Annotated in this window: 10 protein-coding genes; 6 read left to right on the forward strand and 4 right to left on the reverse strand. The window is 73.9% G+C overall.

What is annotated here, in order from left to right; all coding sequences use genetic code 11:
* Nucleotides 1-22 precede the first annotated feature (22 nt).
* The 5 genes from ACZ5T9_RS00720 to ACZ5T9_RS00740 all read left to right on the forward strand — a co-directional run bounded on the left by ACZ5T9_RS00720 (nt 23) and on the right by ACZ5T9_RS00740 (nt 7,362).
* Nucleotides 23-1,966, forward strand: a complete 1,944-nt coding sequence (locus ACZ5T9_RS00720; protein ID WP_464833433.1) for a DUF58 domain-containing protein — start codon at nt 23-25, stop codon at nt 1,964-1,966.
* Nucleotides 1,963-4,593 (forward strand): DUF4129 domain-containing transglutaminase family protein, encoded by a 2,631-nt coding sequence (locus tag ACZ5T9_RS00725; RefSeq protein ID WP_464833434.1) that lies wholly within the window; start codon nt 1,963-1,965, stop codon nt 4,591-4,593. Before ACZ5T9_RS00720 ends, ACZ5T9_RS00725 begins: the two co-directional genes overlap by 4 nt.
* 152 nt (nt 4,594-4,745) lie before the next feature.
* Nucleotides 4,746-5,399, forward strand: coding sequence for a hypoxanthine phosphoribosyltransferase (gene hpt / locus ACZ5T9_RS00730; protein ID WP_464833435.1), 654 nt, complete (start codon nt 4,746-4,748; stop codon nt 5,397-5,399).
* A gap of 114 nt (nt 5,400-5,513) precedes the next feature.
* Nucleotides 5,514-5,747 carry a hypothetical protein gene (locus tag ACZ5T9_RS00735; RefSeq protein WP_006904516.1) on the forward strand — a complete coding sequence of 78 codons (234 nt, stop codon included), beginning with the start codon at nt 5,514-5,516 and terminating at the stop codon, nt 5,745-5,747.
* Nucleotides 5,748-6,045: 298 nt separating this feature from the next.
* Nucleotides 6,046-7,362, forward strand: a complete 1,317-nt coding sequence (locus ACZ5T9_RS00740; protein WP_464833437.1) for a tetraprenyl-beta-curcumene synthase family protein — start codon at nt 6,046-6,048, stop codon at nt 7,360-7,362.
* Nucleotides 7,363-7,602: 240 nt separating this feature from the next.
* On the opposite strand, the gene ACZ5T9_RS00745 is transcribed toward ACZ5T9_RS00740, so the two are convergent.
* Nucleotides 7,603-8,037: a CBS domain-containing protein gene (locus tag ACZ5T9_RS00745; protein WP_242823306.1), complete on the reverse strand. Its 435-nt coding sequence runs from the start codon at nt 8,035-8,037 to the stop codon at nt 7,603-7,605.
* Between the two features lie 162 nt (nt 8,038-8,199).
* Here ACZ5T9_RS00745 and ACZ5T9_RS00750 point away from each other — a divergent pair, with 162 nt between their 5' ends.
* Nucleotides 8,200-9,255 carry a DMT family transporter gene (locus ACZ5T9_RS00750; RefSeq protein ID WP_464833438.1) on the forward strand — a complete coding sequence of 352 codons (1,056 nt, stop codon included), beginning with the start codon at nt 8,200-8,202 and terminating at the stop codon, nt 9,253-9,255.
* A 146-nt stretch (nt 9,256-9,401) separates the two neighbouring features.
* Here the strand turns inward: ACZ5T9_RS00750 and ACZ5T9_RS00755 are convergent, their stop codons facing one another.
* The 3 genes from ACZ5T9_RS00755 to nrdR form a co-directional block, all read right to left on the reverse strand.
* Complete coding sequence (locus ACZ5T9_RS00755) at nt 9,402-10,148, reverse strand: SDR family oxidoreductase (RefSeq protein WP_464833439.1); 747 nt, start codon at nt 10,146-10,148, stop codon at nt 9,402-9,404.
* A 472-nt stretch (nt 10,149-10,620) separates the two neighbouring features.
* Nucleotides 10,621-14,439, reverse strand: coding sequence for an LAGLIDADG family homing endonuclease (locus tag ACZ5T9_RS00760; RefSeq protein WP_464833441.1), 3,819 nt, complete (start codon nt 14,437-14,439; stop codon nt 10,621-10,623).
* Nucleotides 14,440-14,454: 15 nt separating this feature from the next.
* Nucleotides 14,455-15,075, reverse strand: coding sequence for a transcriptional regulator NrdR (gene nrdR / locus ACZ5T9_RS00765; protein WP_464833442.1), 621 nt, complete (start codon nt 15,073-15,075; stop codon nt 14,455-14,457).
* Nucleotides 15,076-15,714: the final 639 nt, after the last annotated feature.

Here is a 15,714-nt window from a genome sequence, read left to right on the forward strand (position 1 = left end):
GGCGAACCATGGGAGGCGAGCCATGCGGCTGCAGAGCTGGGGCCTGCCCTTGTGGACGCTGGCGGCGCTGGTCTTTGCCCTGACCACCGGCGGGCCCGTGCCCTGGTTCCTGTTCAAGTTCCTGCTGGCGCTGCACCTGCTGGGGGCCGGTTGGGCCTGGCTGCTGGCCCGCGGGCTGGACGTGCAGGCCCGGGTCGACCGGGGGCGGGCCGTGGCGGGCGAGCGGGTGGAACTTGAGGTCTTCGTGCACAACGAGTCCGTCCTGCCCGCACCGCGGCTGGTCATCGCCCTGCCCGCCTGGGACGAGCCGCTCCGGCCGGGCGGCTGGCGGCCGGGTCCGGAGGACGGCGACCCCCCGTCCGCGGCGGGCGCCGGTGGCAGGGGGCGCCCCAGCCCGTGGCCGGAACCCGGCCGGGTGTTCTACCGCAGCCTGGGACCCCTGGGGAACCTGCTGCACCGGGAAGCGGTGATCCTGCCGCGGCGCGGCCGGTATCGCCTGGGACCCGTGGTGGTCGAGGTGCAGGAGCCCCTGGGCCTGTTCCGGCTGCGGCGGGCCGTGTTCGCCGAGCCGGCCCTGGTGGTGTACCCGCGGCCCGTGCCCGTAGACGGGCTGCCCATTCTTCCCCGCCAGCCCTTCGGGCGGCAGCGGGTGGACACCCGGGCCTGGCAGGATCCCTCCAGCCTGGCCGACGTCCGCCCCTTCCGGCCGGGAGACAACCCGAAGCACATCCACTGGAAGGTGTCGGCCCGCCTGGACGAGCTGCACGTCAAAGAGTTCGACCTGCGGGCGACCACGGATTGCTACCTGTTCCTCGACCTCCACGCCGGGGCCGGCCCCGAGGGCGACCCCTGGACGGGCGGCCGCCGGGTGTCACCGGATGAGCGGGCCGGCCCGGCGGGCCCGCCAAGCCCGGCGGGCCTGGGCGGCCCGCCGGCTGCCGGCATGGCGACGAGGGGGAAACCCCTGAGGGGTCGGCCGGCGCGGGCAACGGTGACGGGCCCGGGAGCGGCCGCAGCTGAGCCGCCCCGCACCGGGCCAGGCCCAGAGCCGCTCCCCCTGGACATCAGCGAGGGGGTGGCGGGCGTGGCCGCGGGGATCGCGGCTCTGGCCCTCCACCGCGAACTGGTGGTGGCCGCGGCCGCCCATACCGGCCGGCCCCACCGGCTCGCGCCGGGCCGGGGACCGCAGCAGTACCGGCGCCTGCTGGAGTGGCTGGTCGACGTGAACCAGCCCGGCACCATGCCGCTGGCCGACTTCCTCGCCGCCCAGCGGAGCTGGCTGACCCCCCGGTCGGCGGTGCTGGTGGTCACGCCGCAGCTGGACCGGCGTTTGGGCCGGGTCCTGGTCCAGTTGCGGAGCCAGGGCCATCCCGTCGCCGTGTGGTACCTGCACCAGGATGGGGGCACGGCGGCCGCGGTCACCGCCTCGGCCTCTGCCGCGGCCACCCGGGAAGGAACGCCGGCAGCCGGGGGCGGCCGTCCCGGGCTTCCTTCCGGCGGGCCTCCTGTAGCGGCCGGTGGGAGCGCGGGCGAAGGTTCCGACCCGTCTCCGCCGGGTGCGGGCGGCGCCGCCGGGGCGAGCGCCGGGGTGGCTGCCGGCATCCCGGCTGTCGATCCCGCCCTGGTACGCTGGCTGCTGTCGGAAGGGGTGGAGATCCACCCGGTGCCATGGCCGGAGCACCCCGGAGCGGATGCCGGGGCGGAGGGGCGCTCCCTCGCCGCCCCGGCGGGCCCGCCCGGAGCGGCCGGCGTGTCCGGACTCCGAAGGCCCCTTGCCCCGCCACCGGCTGGAGCCGGGCGCCGGGCGCCCCAGCACCCTGGCCCTGGCGGGCCCGGCCCGTCGGGGGCGGCCGTCCCCTGGCCGGGCACGCCGCCCGGCCGGGTTCGGCTGGGGGGAACCGGGCTCCGCCGGTCCGCCCAGGATGCTGCGGCCCCCGTCGCCCGCACCCGGGGGTGGTGGTCATGAGGCGCAGGCCCGCCGGTCCCGGGCCGGCCCGGGTACCGGTGCTCAGCCCGTGGTATGCCCTCCTGGTGGCCACGGGCGTCGCCAGCACCCTGGCCCTGGTGCGAGGCCTGATGCCTTTCCTCGGCTGGCCGCCGGGCCAGCCCGAGCCCGTGAGCCTGGTCCTGGCCCTGGCAGCCTTGCTGTGGGCGCCCCTCACCTTCCCCTGGCTCCTCCTCGCCCTGGCCGGAGGTGCAGCCGCATGGGTGGGCTGGCTGGCCCTGCGCCATCCCGAGCGGCTGGCCACCTTCCTGGACGGGGAAGTCTCCGGGCTGGGTGCAGGCATGGCCGCCCGCTGGGGACCGGTTCTCCAGGACCTGTGGCTCGGGGCCTACGAGCAGTTGCCCTCCGATCTCCTACGGAGCGGAACCGCCCTGGTGGCCGGGGTCCACCTGGGCCTGGTCTTCCTGGCCGCCCGGCGGCCCGGCCTCGCCCTGGTCCCGCCGGTAGCGGGCGGCCTCCTGCTCCTCCTGGCCTGGTTCTACGGCGACCTCCCCCGCCCGGAAGGGCCGCTGCTGGCCTACCTGTGCCTGGCTTTCACCTTCGTGGCCCTGGCGCGGGGCGCCAGCGCCGGGCCGGGCCGGCGGGCGGTGCCGGGCCGTCTGGTTCTTCCCGTGGCGGTCCAGGCCCTGGCGGTGATCCTGGTGGCGGCCCTGCTGGCCGGTGCCGCCCCCTTCCTGGACGAACCCGCCGCCGACTGGGTCGCCGTCACCAGCGTGGCCAACCGGCTGCTGCCCTTCACCGTGGCCGACCGGACCGGCGGCTGGGGTGCCGTCCCCGGTGCGGCGGGCCGGCTGACCGCCGCTTCCCGCCAGTTCCTGGGCGGGCCCTTCTTCCCCGACCCGACGCCGCTGCTGGAGGTTCGCCTGGCGGGGGAGGACATCCCGGCCACGGTCTACTTGCGCGGCCCGGTGCGGGTAGCCTACGACGGCCGCTCCTGGGGCCCGCCGGTGGACGTGGCCTGGGCCAGCCGGCAGGGCCTGTCCGGCTGGCTGGCGGGGGGCGGCCCCGGCGGCGACGCCTGGTACCATGTCAACGGTTACGGCGACCCCGGGGCCCCGCTGCCGGTGCTGCGGGATGCCCGGACCCTGGAGCAGGAGATCGTGCCGCAGGTGCCGGTTCACCCGTACCTCTACGGCGCCTTCGAGGTCCGGGAGGTCGACGGCCGGCCGCCCCTGGTCGAACGTCCGCAGCCGGGGATCCACTACGACCCCGGCCGGGAGAACCCGGTGATGCGCACCGCCGACAGCGCCCTGATGATCCTCCACCCCGTGGAGCAGGCCTACACCGTCCGGTCGCTGGTGCCGCGGGTCGACCCGGCCGCGGCCCGCCAGGCGGCCGCGCGGGCGGAAGCCCTCAATCCCCGCTGGCGGGACGACCCCGCTCTGGGGGTGTACCTGCAGCTGCCGGAGGATCTTCCCCAGCGGGTGCGGGATCTGGCCGCCCGGCTGACGGCCGGCCAGGACAACGCCTACGACCAGGCCCGGGCCATCGAGCGCTACCTGCGCGGCTTCCGCTACGACCCCAACATGCCCTTCATGCCCCCGGACCGGGATTTCGTCGACTTCTTCCTCTTCGACCTGCAGCGGGGGTACTGCGTCGCCTTCGCCTCGGCTGCGGTGGTGCTGCTGCGCAGCGCCGGGCTTCCTGCCCGGTGGGTGGAGGGCTTTGTGATCCCCACGGGAGGGCGGCCGGGAACCTACCCCGTCACCTACGCCCAGGCCCACGCCTGGCCGGAGGTGCTGATCCCCGGTTACGGCTGGATCCCCCTGGAGCCCACGCCGGCCTACCCCGAAGGCCCGCTGCTGCCCGCTTCGACCGGGGAAGACGCCGGGACCGGCGGGGACGGGGAAGCCACCGGCCCTGACCTGCCGCTGCCCACCCGGCGACCCCTACCCGTGGAGGACCCGGCGGAGCCTGCCCCGGCACCGGGTGACCGGAGGGCCGGTGCCGGAACCGGTGCCCGCCAGGGAGCATCCTGGGGATGGGCGGCAGGGCTCGCCCTGGGGGGGCTTCTGGCCGGCGGTGCGGCCACCGCCGTGCTCTGGCGCCGGCGCCGCCGGGGGCTTCCGCCCGACCCGGCCCGGGCGGCGCGGACCGTGTTCGTCCGGGTGGAGCGGTGGCTGGATCGCCTGGGCTACGGGCGGCCTCCGGCCATGACGGCACGGGAGTACGCCGGCTGGCTCCAGGGGCGCCTGCCCCAGCTGGCGCCGACCTGGGAGCGGATGGCCACCCTCTACGAGAGCGCCCGGTATGCGCCGGACCCCGCCGCCCTGCCCGGCGAGGCGGTGCGGGACGTCGCCCGCACCTTGCGCCGCGATCTGGAACGCCACTTCGGCTGGCGGTTCCGATGGGTGTTGCTGGTGCCGGATACCGCCGCCCTGGCCCAGGCCGCGGCACGCCGGCTCGGGAGATGGGGCACCGCCCTGGCGGCGGCGGTGAAACCGCGGCTTCCCCGGAGGGCACGCCTGCTGACGGCCGGCTCCCATGCCGGTTCCGGCCGTCCGGCGGGTCCCGGCCCCCGTCACCGGGTTGGCCCCCGACGGGCGGCGGTTTCCGAACGGTTAACCGGGGCGGACCGGAAAAGTTAACGATAACTGGACAGAATCGGGTTCATGGGCCACAATCGTCCGTGGATTCCACCGCTGGCGGATCGGTCCCACGGGGACCGGGAACCGGGGCGGCCCGCGTTGGGCGGCCGGAGGCCGGTGACCGGCTCCATCGACCCGGAGGAGCGTGAACCATGCACGGCAACGACACGGGCGGCGTCGCGGGCGGCCTGCCCCCCACAGGCCCGCGCAAGGCCCGGATCGACCGGATCCTGTTCTCCCAGGAGGCCATCGCCCGCAAGGTGCGGGAGCTGGCGGAACGGATACGCCACGACTACGGGACTGCCGGGCGGGCGGCGGCCGGCCCTGGCCCCGAGGGGGCGGCCGGTGGCCATGGCGGCCTTCCCACCCTGACGGTGGTGGGGATCCTCAAGGGGGCCTTCGTCTTCACCGCCGATCTGGTCCGGGCCCTGGGTGAACAGGGGGTCCCGCTGCAGGTCGACTTCATGGCCGTCTCCAGCTACGGCTCGGCCACCCAGACGTCGGGCATCATCCGCATCCTGAAGGACCTGGACCGGCCCATCCGGGGTCAGCACGTGCTGCTCATCGAGGACATCGTGGACACGGGCCTGACCCTGCGCTACCTGCGGGAACACCTGCTGGCCCAGGATCCCGCTTCCCTGAGAGCGTGCGTCCTGCTGGACAAGCCCGAGCGGCGGGTGGTGGACGTGCCCGTGGAGTACGTGGGCTTCACCATCCCCGACGAGTTCGTGGTGGGCTACGGCATCGACTACGCCGAGCAGTTCCGGTACCTGCCCTACATCGCGTGCGTGCGGCTGGAGGACTGACGTGGGGTCAACGGCGGGCCGCCGGCGCCCAGGCTGCCCCAGTAAAAGGAAACCGCCCCCCTGGCCCCGAAGTCTATACTGGCAAAGCCCGATTACCGGAAAGGGGGCGATGCCGTGTTCCGTCGCGGCCAGTGGGTGCGCCACCGCCGGTCCGGTGAGCTGGGGATCATCGTCCGGCTCCGCAGTTCCCGCCAATCCATCCGCGTACGCTGGCAATCCGGTCACGAGCAAGAATGCACATCCGATGACGTCGAACCCTGGGATCCCCCGCCGGGGGTCGATCCCGCCCGGTTCCTGGCCTCCAGTGGCAACGGTGCCGCCGGCCGGCGCAGCGCCTCGGGCGAGTAGCCCCGAGGCCACCGGCTTGCGGAGAACCCTCCCTGGACGGGCTACCCGGTGGGGCGGTGCCGTCCGGGCGGCGAACCCCGCACAATGGTGCCCGCAGGGCTGCCGCCCTTGCAGCGGCAGGCCGCTTCCCCGCCGGAGAGAAGGCATGGCGGCCGTCCGCGGACTCGCACCAGGGACCGTTCCGGGACGAACCCGGCCCCGCGGCGCGGCCCCGAGACGGGGCCGCGCCGCCTTTTTCCCTTCCCTGCCCCTTTCTCCCGGGACGCGGGGCAGGCCAACAACGGGGCATGTTAATTCCGTGGACACGTGCACGGGCACGCCGCAGGATACCCCTCAGGCCGGGGCCGGCGGGCGCACCCCGGCCCTCGGGCCGGTGGGACGCTTGGCCGGGGAGGCGGCGCTCCTGGCCGTCTACGTGGGCGCCGTCCTGCCGGTGGTCGACCGGCTCCTCCAGCGCTGGCAGGAGCGGGCAAGCCGCATCCCGGACCCCGAGCTGTGCCGCCAGGCCCTGGCCAGCCTGCGGGCCAAGCGCTTCCACTGCCAGGGTGGGGCGGTCTTCGCCGCCGCGGTGCCTGCGGACCGGCGGCCGTTGCTGCTTGAGGCTGTGGTCGCCCTGCAAACCATCAGCGACTACCTGGACAACCTCTGCGACCGCAGCGACAGCCTGGACCCGGCAGACTACCGGGAGCTGCATCAGGCCATGCTGGACGCCGTGGCGGTGCCCGGCAGGTCCCTGCCGGCAGGCCCCCGGGAGTCCCGGCGCGGCGAAGACGGCAGGCCCCTGCCCGGCGAGCCGTTGCCAGGCGATCCCCCGCCCGCCCGGACCTTGCCCGGCGGGCCCGACGGGCCCGGGCCCCGGGCGGTCCCGGAAGCCCCGCCCCGCTGGGCCGGACCTGCCCGCGACGGCGGGTCTTACTACCGGCTTCACCCCCACCGGGACGACGGCGGCTATCTGGCGTCCCTTGTGGCGGCCTGCCAGCAGGCCCTGGCCCGCTTCCCCGGCTACCCGCAGGTGGCGGGGCCGGTCCGGCGGCTGGTGTCCCTGTACAGCGACCTGCAGGTGAACAAGCACGGGGACCGGGAAGGGCGCCTGGCCCGCCTGCAATCCTGGTACCGCCGGGAAGCGGGGCCGTGGCAGGGACGGCTGGCCTGGTGGGAGTTCGCCGCCGCCTGCGGCTCGACCCTGGGGGTCTTCGCCCTGTTCCGGGAAGCCCTGCTGGCTGCGGAGCCGTCCCCGGCCCGGGTCAAGGCCCTGGCCGGCGCCTATTTCCCCTGGATCGGCGGGCTGCACATCCTGCTGGATTACCTCATCGACCAGGCGGAGGACCGGGCGGGAGGCGACCTCAATCTGGTCCGGCCTTACGGCGACCCCCAGCGGGCAGCGGCCGGTCTCGCCGCCTTCGCCCGCCAGGCAGCCCGGCAGGCGGAACGCCTGCCCGAGGCCGCCCTGCACCGGCTGGTGGTCGACGGCCTGCTGGGCCTGTACCTGACGGACCCCAAGGTGGCGAGCCAGGGACTGGAACCCGTGGCCCGGCAGCTGGTGGCGGCCGGCGGGCCCGGCGCCCGCCTGTGCCGGGCCGCCAGCCGGTTCGTCCGGCGGTGGCGGCGCCTGTGAAGGCCAGACGTTGCCCGGCGGGGGCCGGAGGCGGGGCAGGTAGCCGGGCAGGCGACGGGGGTGGGCGGGCTGGGTAGCGGCAGGGGCGGGCTGCGTGGCAGCCGCGTGGCAGGCGCCGGCGTCAAGCCCATCTTCATCGCGCCAGCGCAGTGAAGTTGCCAAGCGAGCCGGCGGCCACGAGACGGCACCCTTCGGCGGGCGGGGTGCCAGTCCGGCTCTCCGAGCCGGCCGGGTTACAGCCTAGCTCGCCCCCTCCGCATCACCGCCCTCGAAGAGCAGCCGGGCGCAGTACTCGATGATCTCCCGCCGGCGCACGATGCCGATGAACAGGCCGCGGTCGTCCACCACCGGAACGAAACTCTGGGCTGCCGCCAGCCGGATCAAATCGGCCACCTCGGCGTAGATGGAGACGGGCTCATAGCGGAAACGGCGCGGCACCTCGGCCACCAGGATGCGCTCCGCCCGGTCGAAGGAGAAGTTCCGGGCGCCCTTGATGTACCAGAGCAGGTCGCCTTCCGTCAGGGTGCCGGCGTAGCGTCCTTCGTCGTCGACCAGGGGGACTGCCGTGTAGCGATGGTGCTCCATCCGCTCCATGGCCTGGCGCAGGGTGTTGCGGGGGCTGAGCCAGACCACGTCGGACTTGGGCAGGAGGAAGAAGGCCACGTTCACGGCCATCACCGCTTTCATCTTACGCCAGCTGCGGCCGGCCAGCATGGATGGGGGTACGCCCCGGCCCGGACCGGCCGTGTCACCCCGGCGCCGCTGCGCCCCGGCGCCGCTGCAGGCCGGGACCGCCCCGAACCTCCCGGCGAGGCCCCCGGCGGCCGAGAAACGGGCTTGCGCGACGGGCCTGCCCAGCAGGCCGGACCGGCAGGATCCCGGGCCGGGGCCACGAATCACCAAGCCATCATGGCTGCTCCCCAGGCCCTTTCCCCGACCGGGCTCCCTGCGAGCACGGGCAGCACCGCCGCCCAGGTGCGGCGGGCCGTGGCCGGCGTGCTGGCCGGTGCCGGCCTCTGGGGCCTCTCCGGCACCGCTGCCCAGCAGCTGATGCAGGGCTACGGCGTCACCCCCCAGTGGCTGGTCACCACCCGCATGCTGGTGGCGGGGCTGGTGCTGCTTCTGGCCAGCCCGTGGCTGGGCGCCCGCGACCGCCTGGCGCCCTGGCGGGACGGGGCGTCCCGCCGGCAACTGGTCGCCTTTGCCCTGGGCGGCCTGGTCGGGGTTCAGTACAGCTACATGGCCTCCATCGCCCTGGGCAACGCGGCCACGGCCACGTTCCTCCAATACCTCGGGCCGGCCTTCGTCACGGTGTACGAGGTGCTGCGCTGGCGGCGCCGGCCCCGTAACCATGAGGTGGCCGCGCTGCTGCTGGCGCTGGGCGGCACGCTGCTGTTGGCCACGGGCGGGTCCGTGGGCCGGCTGGCCGTACCGGCCGGGGCCGTGGTCTGGGGCCTGGTCTCGGCCTTGACTCTGGCCTTCTACACCGTGGCCGGTGCCGGCCTCCTGCGGCGGTGGCCGGCGGCACTGGTCATCGGCTGGGCCATGGCGCTGGGCGGGGCGGCCATGGGCATCGTGGCGCCGCCGTGGCACCCTGGTCCCCGTCCCGTCCCCTGGGACGGCGTGGCGGCGGGCCTGTGGTCCTTCGTGGTGCTGGGCGGCACCCTGCTGGCCTTCACCCTGTACCTGGTCAGCCTCCGCCACCTGCGCCCGTCCCAGACCAGCCTGCTGGCCTGCATGGAACCGCTGGCCGCCGCCGCTTCGGCCACCCTCTGGCTGGGCGTTCCCTTCACGCCGCCCATGCTGGCAGGCGGTGCGGCGGTGCTGGCGGCGACCCTCCTGCTCTCGAGCCGCATGGCGACAGGTCCCCAACGACCGGCGGCCGCGGGCTGAGCGGTGGGCCGGCCCGCTTCCCGGGCAACGCCCGGGCCGCCCTGGCCTGGCCCCGGCGGCCCGCCGGCTGGGCGGTTCCCTCCGCCGCCTGCCCGGCCGGCGCCCCTCCCGCCGGGGCGGCTGCCAGGCCGTCACTGTGCCGTCCCTCATCGTCCCGGGTAGACGGGCAGTTCCAGCAGCCTCCCGCCGGGTCCCCGGGTGGCGGCGAAGAGCAGGGCCGCAGCGATCTCGCCGGGGTCGATCCAGCCCGCCGGATCGGCACCGGGCATGGCCTTCCGGTTGGCGGGGGTGTCCACCACGCCCATCGGGTAGACCACGGCCACGCGGATGCGCCCCCTGGACGGGGGTGCACCTCCGGAACCCGGCGGCTGCCCCTCCCGCAGCTCCTCGTCCAGCGAGCGGAGGAAGGTGGCCACGGCGCCCTTGGCCGCCGCGTACAGGGCGGCGCGGGGTCCGGCACCCCGCCATGCGGGACCGGAGGCGAAACCGGCGATGAAACCCTCCTCCTGCTCCAGCATCACCGGCAGGACCGCCCGCACGCAGTAGAACAGGGTCCGCACGTTCAGGTCGAAGAGCCGGTCGTACTGGGCCGGGTCCACCTCGTGCACCCGGCCACCGGCGTAGGTGCCCACGGTGTGGATCAGCCCGTCGATCCGCCCCATGCGGGCCTGGACCTGCCGGGCCAGCCCCTCGGCCTCCCCGGCCCGGGTCAGGTCCACCGGGACGAACTCGGCCCCCAGTTCCCGGGCCCGGGCCTCCAGGGCTGCGCCGGCCACGTCCGCCAGCACCAGCCGCGCCCCCGCAGCGGCGAAGGCACGGGCCACGCTGCCGGCGATGGCCCCGGCGCCGCCGGTGATCACCCACACCTGCCCCGACAGCTCCCGCTCCGGCACCTTGGGCCCTCCCTGGTCCTTGGTTTGGTCCGCCGCTCCGGCCCCCGAGGTTCCTTTCAGCCGCTCTTTGGCCGGATCGGCAGGTCAAACGATTTCCCCCGGCGGGGCGGCCCTGGCTCCCGACGGCAGGTGACGTTCGGACCGCCAGTGCAAGCGACCCCCCTTGATCCTGGCCACGGCAACCGGCAGGCCGTCGGCGCAGGCCTTGGGACCATAGGCCGCCGGCCGGCCCCGGTGATGACAGGCGGGCCCCATGGAAGGCGGGGGCGGGGATCCTGCCCCCGCCCCCTGCCACGGCTCTGCCGTCTCGGCCCGGCTTGGGGCCCGGTTCCGCCGCCCGTGCCGGCCCTGCCCGTTGCGGCCGGGCGGCGGCCCGGTCGCCCCCTTGCCCTGGGGCCTCAGGCCCCGTCTTGCCCTTCCGCCTCCGGTGTCCCGCCCTGTGCCCGGCCACCGGCGCCCGGCCCCTGCCGCCTCAGCACTCGCTGTAGCCGCAGGCCAGGCACTTGCTGCAGCCCTCTTCATGCACCAGGGCGTGGCTGCCGCACTCCGGACACAGGTTCATGCTGAGCTCCCGGCCGTTGCCGCCGGTGATGGGCGCTGCCCCCTGCCGCCCGTGGCCCGCCGTGCCTCCGGCGGCAAGGGCCCGTCCGCCCTCCGTGACGCCATCGGTCCGGGCCGTGCCGTTGCCGGCCGCGCCGTTGCCGGCCGCCCCACCGGATCCCTGGGCGCCGGTCCCGGCATCGCCGGCGAGACCCGCCCCGGTGCCGCCGGCCGGTTCGTCCGCAGCGGCAGCCCCCTGGCCCGCCCGCGCCGCCGCCACGACCTCCCGCGCCTCCTGGGCGGGGTCGCCGGGGAAGACCGTCAGCTGCCCGGCGGCCACCTCATCCACCGGATCCCGCTCGATCTTGCCGGCCAGGTAGTCGTCAAGGAACTGGGCGATGGCGTCGGGCACCGACAGCACCCGGTTGGGGCCGAAGCCGACGGAGCGGCTGCCGCCGATGCCGCGCAGCTGCTCCACCACCTCGTGGGGGTCGATACCGGCCCGGAAGGCCAGGGACACCAGACGGGCAATGGCCTCGGTGAAGGCCGCCACGTCGGAGCCCGCCTTGCCGATCTGGGCGAACAGCTCGAAGGGGTAACCGTTGAACGTGTTCAACGTCAGGTAGAGGTTGCCCAGCGGCGTGGTCCGCCGCACGGTAAAGCCGTTGAGCTTGCTCGGCCGCTCGATGGGCCGGATCTGCCCCCAGGTGACCCGCAGGCCGCCCGGGGTACCGGGCGCCCCCGTCACCGCCACCGCCGGCTGCTGGGGCTCGCCTGCACCGCCCGTGTCCGGCCCCGCGCCGGCCCCTGCGGCCGCAGCCCCCTGGGCCGCCCCCTTGCCTTGCCGGCCCTTCTCGCCGTCGTCCAGCTTGTGCAGCACGCCTTCCCGGCTGCCGTCGCGGTAGTAGGTGATGCCCTTGCAGCCCAGCTCGTACGCCAACCGGTACAGGGTGCGCACCTGGTCGACGGTATGCTCCCGCGGCGCGTTGACGGTCTTGGAAATGGAGGCGTCCACGTACTGCTGGATCACCGCCTGCATGCGCACGTGCTCTTCCGGCGTCAGCTGGTCCGCCGACACGAAGTAGTCGGGCACGGGCTCGTCAGGGTGCTTCTCCAGCCACTCCTTGTAGAGCTCGTGATAGACGATGTGGGTGCCCGTCCGGTCCGTGCGCTTGAAAGAGAACGCAAAGACCGGCTCGATGCCCGAGCTCACGCCCGCCAGCAGGCTGGTGGTGCCCGTGGGCGCCTGGGTCAGCAGGAACCCGTTGCGGATGCCGTGCTGGGCGATGAGCTGCCGGATGTCCTCGGGCAGCCGCTGGATGAACCAGCCCTGCAGGTACTTCTCCCGGTCGAACAGGGGGAAGGGCCCCTTTTCCTGGGCCAGCAGCGCCGACACCCGGTAGGCCTCGTCGCGGATCAGCCGGTACACCTGGTCGCAGACCTCGAAGGCCTTCTCGCTGCCGTAGCGCACACCCAGCTTGATCAGCATGTCGGCCAGGCCCATGGTCCCCAGGCCGATGCGCCGCACCCCGTACCGCTGAGCCTTCTCGTTCTCGGGGAAGAAGTACTCCGTGGCGTCGATGACGTTGTCCAGGAACCGGACGGCCACGGCCACCGTGTCCTTCAGGCCCTCCAGGTCGAGTTCGCCTTCGTGGACGAACGCGGCCAGGTTGATGGCGCCCAGGTTGCAGACGCCCCAGGGGCCCAGCGGCTGCTCGCCGCAGTTGTGGGCCACCAGGCCGTTGGCGATCAGCGAGTGGGTCACCGGCTCCGTGGTGTCGTACACGTCGGCGGTGCCCGCCGGTTCCACCGCCACCACCCGGGTGATGTAGGTCTCCCGGTTGGAGCGCCGCGCCTTGCCGGCCACGAAGGCCGCCACCTTCTCCTGTTTGCGCGGGCTCATGAACCCCACCTCGGTGAGGAACCGGTCGCGGTTGGCCTTGTCCAGGATGAGCTCGTACTGCGGGGCGGTGGCGTAGCGCCGCAGCCGGCGGCGGCTGTCGGGCAGCCGGCTCTCCCCACCGGCCCGTCGCTCCCGCAGCGCGGCCACGATGCCCAGGTTCAGAAGGAGCAACTGCACGTCCTGCAGCAGCGCCTTCGAGCTGCTGGCCAGGCGGATCGAGCAGGACTTCTTGGCGTCGGTCCGGTTGACGGTGCCGTCGCTGGTGAACAGCCCCTGCAGGAAACCCACCACCGCCTCCCGGGGAGCGCGCCACAACGCCTCGGGGACCCGCTTCTCCCGCGCCTTGACGGCCCGGACCCCCAGGCTCTCGAAGAAGGTGGCCACCGTGCTACCGTACAGCAGGGCCGTGGTGTGGTTCCTGGTGCTGACCGCTCCGCGGACGCCGAACCAGCGGCGGATCCGCTCACGGATCACCGGCAGGACGTCGGCCTCGTCGCAACCGAAGACGAACCCCACCCGCGGCTTGCCTTGATCGCGGTACACGTAGCCGTCGCCCGTCAGCCAGCCCAGCACCTGGCCGAGTTCGCGGCTCCAGGTTCGGGGCGGAGCGGCCTCGCCCCGCTCGATGCGCCCCCGCATGCGGCCGCGGGCGGCCACCGCCCGGTGCCATTCGTCCGGCAGCTGCGGGTCGGCCGGCCAGGCCCCCTCGCCGGACTGCAGGAACAGCACGTCGCCGGGGCGCAGGTCCTTGAGCGCCACGTAGCCCGCCGGGGTCAGGAAGGGATGATCCGGCGTGGCCACCACCTCAAAGCCGTGCTCCGTGACCAGCCGCATGACTTCGGCCTGCCGCCGGGTGAGCATGACCGGCGCCGCCGGACGCAACCGGGTCCCCAGGCGCGGGAAGCCGGCGCCCGCACCCACCACCTGCAGCGCGGCGTCCTCCGCCCGCAGGTCGGTGAGGACGGTGACGGGACGGCCCTCCCGGTAGAGCTCTTCCATGGTCTTGAGCCCTTCGGCGGTGGCCAGGCGCGTGGACCCCACGAAGCAGGGGTTCACGCAGTTGATGGGCTCGCAGTACCAGGTGTTGGAGCGCTTGTTGACCCGCTCCATGAACACCACGCCCGGCTCACCCGACGCCCAGGCCGACTCGCAGATCAGCTCCCACAGGTCCCGGGCCCGCACGGTCTTGTACACCTTGCCGTTCCACTTCAGGTCCCAGGGCAGATCCTGCTGGACGGCCTCCATGAAGGCGTCGCTGATGCACACCGAAAGGTTGGCGTTGGTGATCTTGGTCAGGTCCCGCTTGACGGTGATGAACTCCTCGATGTCCGGGTGGTCGTCGTCCAGCATCAGCATGAGGGCGCCCCGGCGGCTGCCGCCCTGGATCACGCTGCCCGTGGCCGTGCTGTACACCTCGGCCCACGACACGGGACCGCTGGCGGTGCCGTTCACTCCCTTGACGTAGGTGCCCCGCGGGCGCAGGGTGGAGAGGTTCACGCCCACGCCGCCGCCCCGGGACATGATCTCCACCATGAGCGAAACGTTGTCCATGATCCCCTTGCGGCTGTCCTCGGGGGACGGGATCACGTAGCAGTTATAATAAGTCACTTTGTTCCCGGTACCGGCGCCGGCCAGGATACGACCGCCGGGAACAAACTTGAATCCATCCAGGGCCTGGCGGAAGCGCCGCTCCCAGACCTCCCGCCGGTCCGGTTCCTCCACCTCGGCGATGGCCCGGGCGACCCGGTCCCACATCTCTTCCGGCGACGATTCCACCGGTTTCCCGTCGGGCCCCTTGCGGGCGTACCGATCCAGGAACACGGTCTTCCGGATACCCGTGAGTTCCATCGGCGGTCCTCCTTTTCAGCGGGGGCCTACCGGGCTTGTCCCCCGCACGATACCGGCCGCGGGGTGCCCGTCCCCCGCTTGAACCGGGCCGGCGCTGCCGCCGGCGGCGGCCGCCGGCGCCTGGCGGTCCCCGGCAGGATCGGAGGAGGCCTCCCCGGCGCTGCGGGGAGCGGGAGCCGGTTCGTCCCCTCCCAGCAGCCGGTCCAGCTCGCGGCGGAAGGTCTCCAGGTCCTTGAACTGGCGGTAGACCGATGCGAAGCGAACGTAAGCCACCTGGTCCAGGTGCCGCAGGCGTTCCATGACCATCTCGCCGATGACCCGCGACTCCACTTCCTTGTCATACCGGCTCTGGAGTTCGCGCTCGATCTCGGCGGCGATGGCCTGCAGGCGCTCCAGCTCGACCGGGCGCTTCTCGCAGGCGGTGAGCATGCCGCGCAGCACCTTGTCCCGGTCGAACGCCTCGCGCCGGCCGTCCTTCTTGATGACCAGGAGCGGCGTGACCTCCACCTTTTCGTAAGTGGTGAAGCGCTCGCCGCACGCCTGGCACTCCCGCCGGCGGCGGACGGCCATGCCCTCTTCCGTCGGGCGGGAGTCCAGCACCCGCGTGTCCGGTGCGAGACAGCGGGGACAGCGCACCGGCTCACCTCCTTTCCCTGCCCGGGGGAACGACGGCGGCGCCGAACAACAACATCTAGGCGCCGCGACATCATTCTCCACCATATGTAGTCCCATCTACGAGGGCGGGATTCGCCAGCGCCCTCGGGTTTCCTTCCGGGTGCCAGGAACCTGTCCGAAGGTCTGCCTCCTGCAGGGTGCGACAGGCGCGCCGCCGATGCAACTCCCCTGACAGGTCGTGGGACGGGATCCTGCGCAGGGAGGGAATACTAACGCCCTGGTTCGGGAGCCTTCGCCGTGGCAAGGGTCCCGGTGTCCGGGAACGGGCGGCAGGCGTCCGGCCTGGCCTGGGCCGGCTCGGATGGTCGCCCGAGCCGGCCCAGGCATAATCCGGTGTGCGACCCTTGCGGGTGGAAAGCGACTTTGTGTAGTGCTGAGTGGTAGACATGCGGGGCCCCGTGCGAACCGGCAGGCCGCTGGGCCGCGGTTCCGGCGTCCGGACACCCGGGTGGCCCGGGTTGCGGCCGGCGGCTCGACCGATCCGGCCCCGCCGGCCCGCCGCCCCCCTGGCGCCCATCCCGCCTGCTCGACAGGGCGCCGTTCCAGGGCTGGGGCCTGGTCCCGCGCGGCCGGCTCCGCAGGGCGGCAACCATCGTCGGC

It is taken from the genome of Thermaerobacter nagasakiensis (assembly GCF_055396825.1).

Excerpts from the sequence above, each read along its gene's own strand:
- ACZ5T9_RS00720 (WP_464833433.1), top strand. The coding sequence starts at position 23 with ATGCGGCTGCAGAGCTGGGGCCTGCCCTTGTGGACGCTGGCGGCGCTG.
- ACZ5T9_RS00725 (WP_464833434.1), top strand. The coding sequence starts at position 1,963 with ATGAGGCGCAGGCCCGCCGGTCCCGGGCCGGCCCGGGTACCGGTGCTC.
- hpt (WP_464833435.1), top strand. The coding sequence starts at position 4,746 with ATGCACGGCAACGACACGGGCGGCGTCGCGGGCGGCCTGCCCCCCACA.
- ACZ5T9_RS00745 (WP_242823306.1), bottom strand. The coding sequence starts at position 8,037 with ATGGCCGTGAACGTGGCCTTCTTCCTCCTGCCCAAGTCCGACGTGGTC.
- ACZ5T9_RS00760 (WP_464833441.1), bottom strand. The coding sequence starts at position 14,439 with ATGGAACTCACGGGTATCCGGAAGACCGTGTTCCTGGATCGGTACGCC.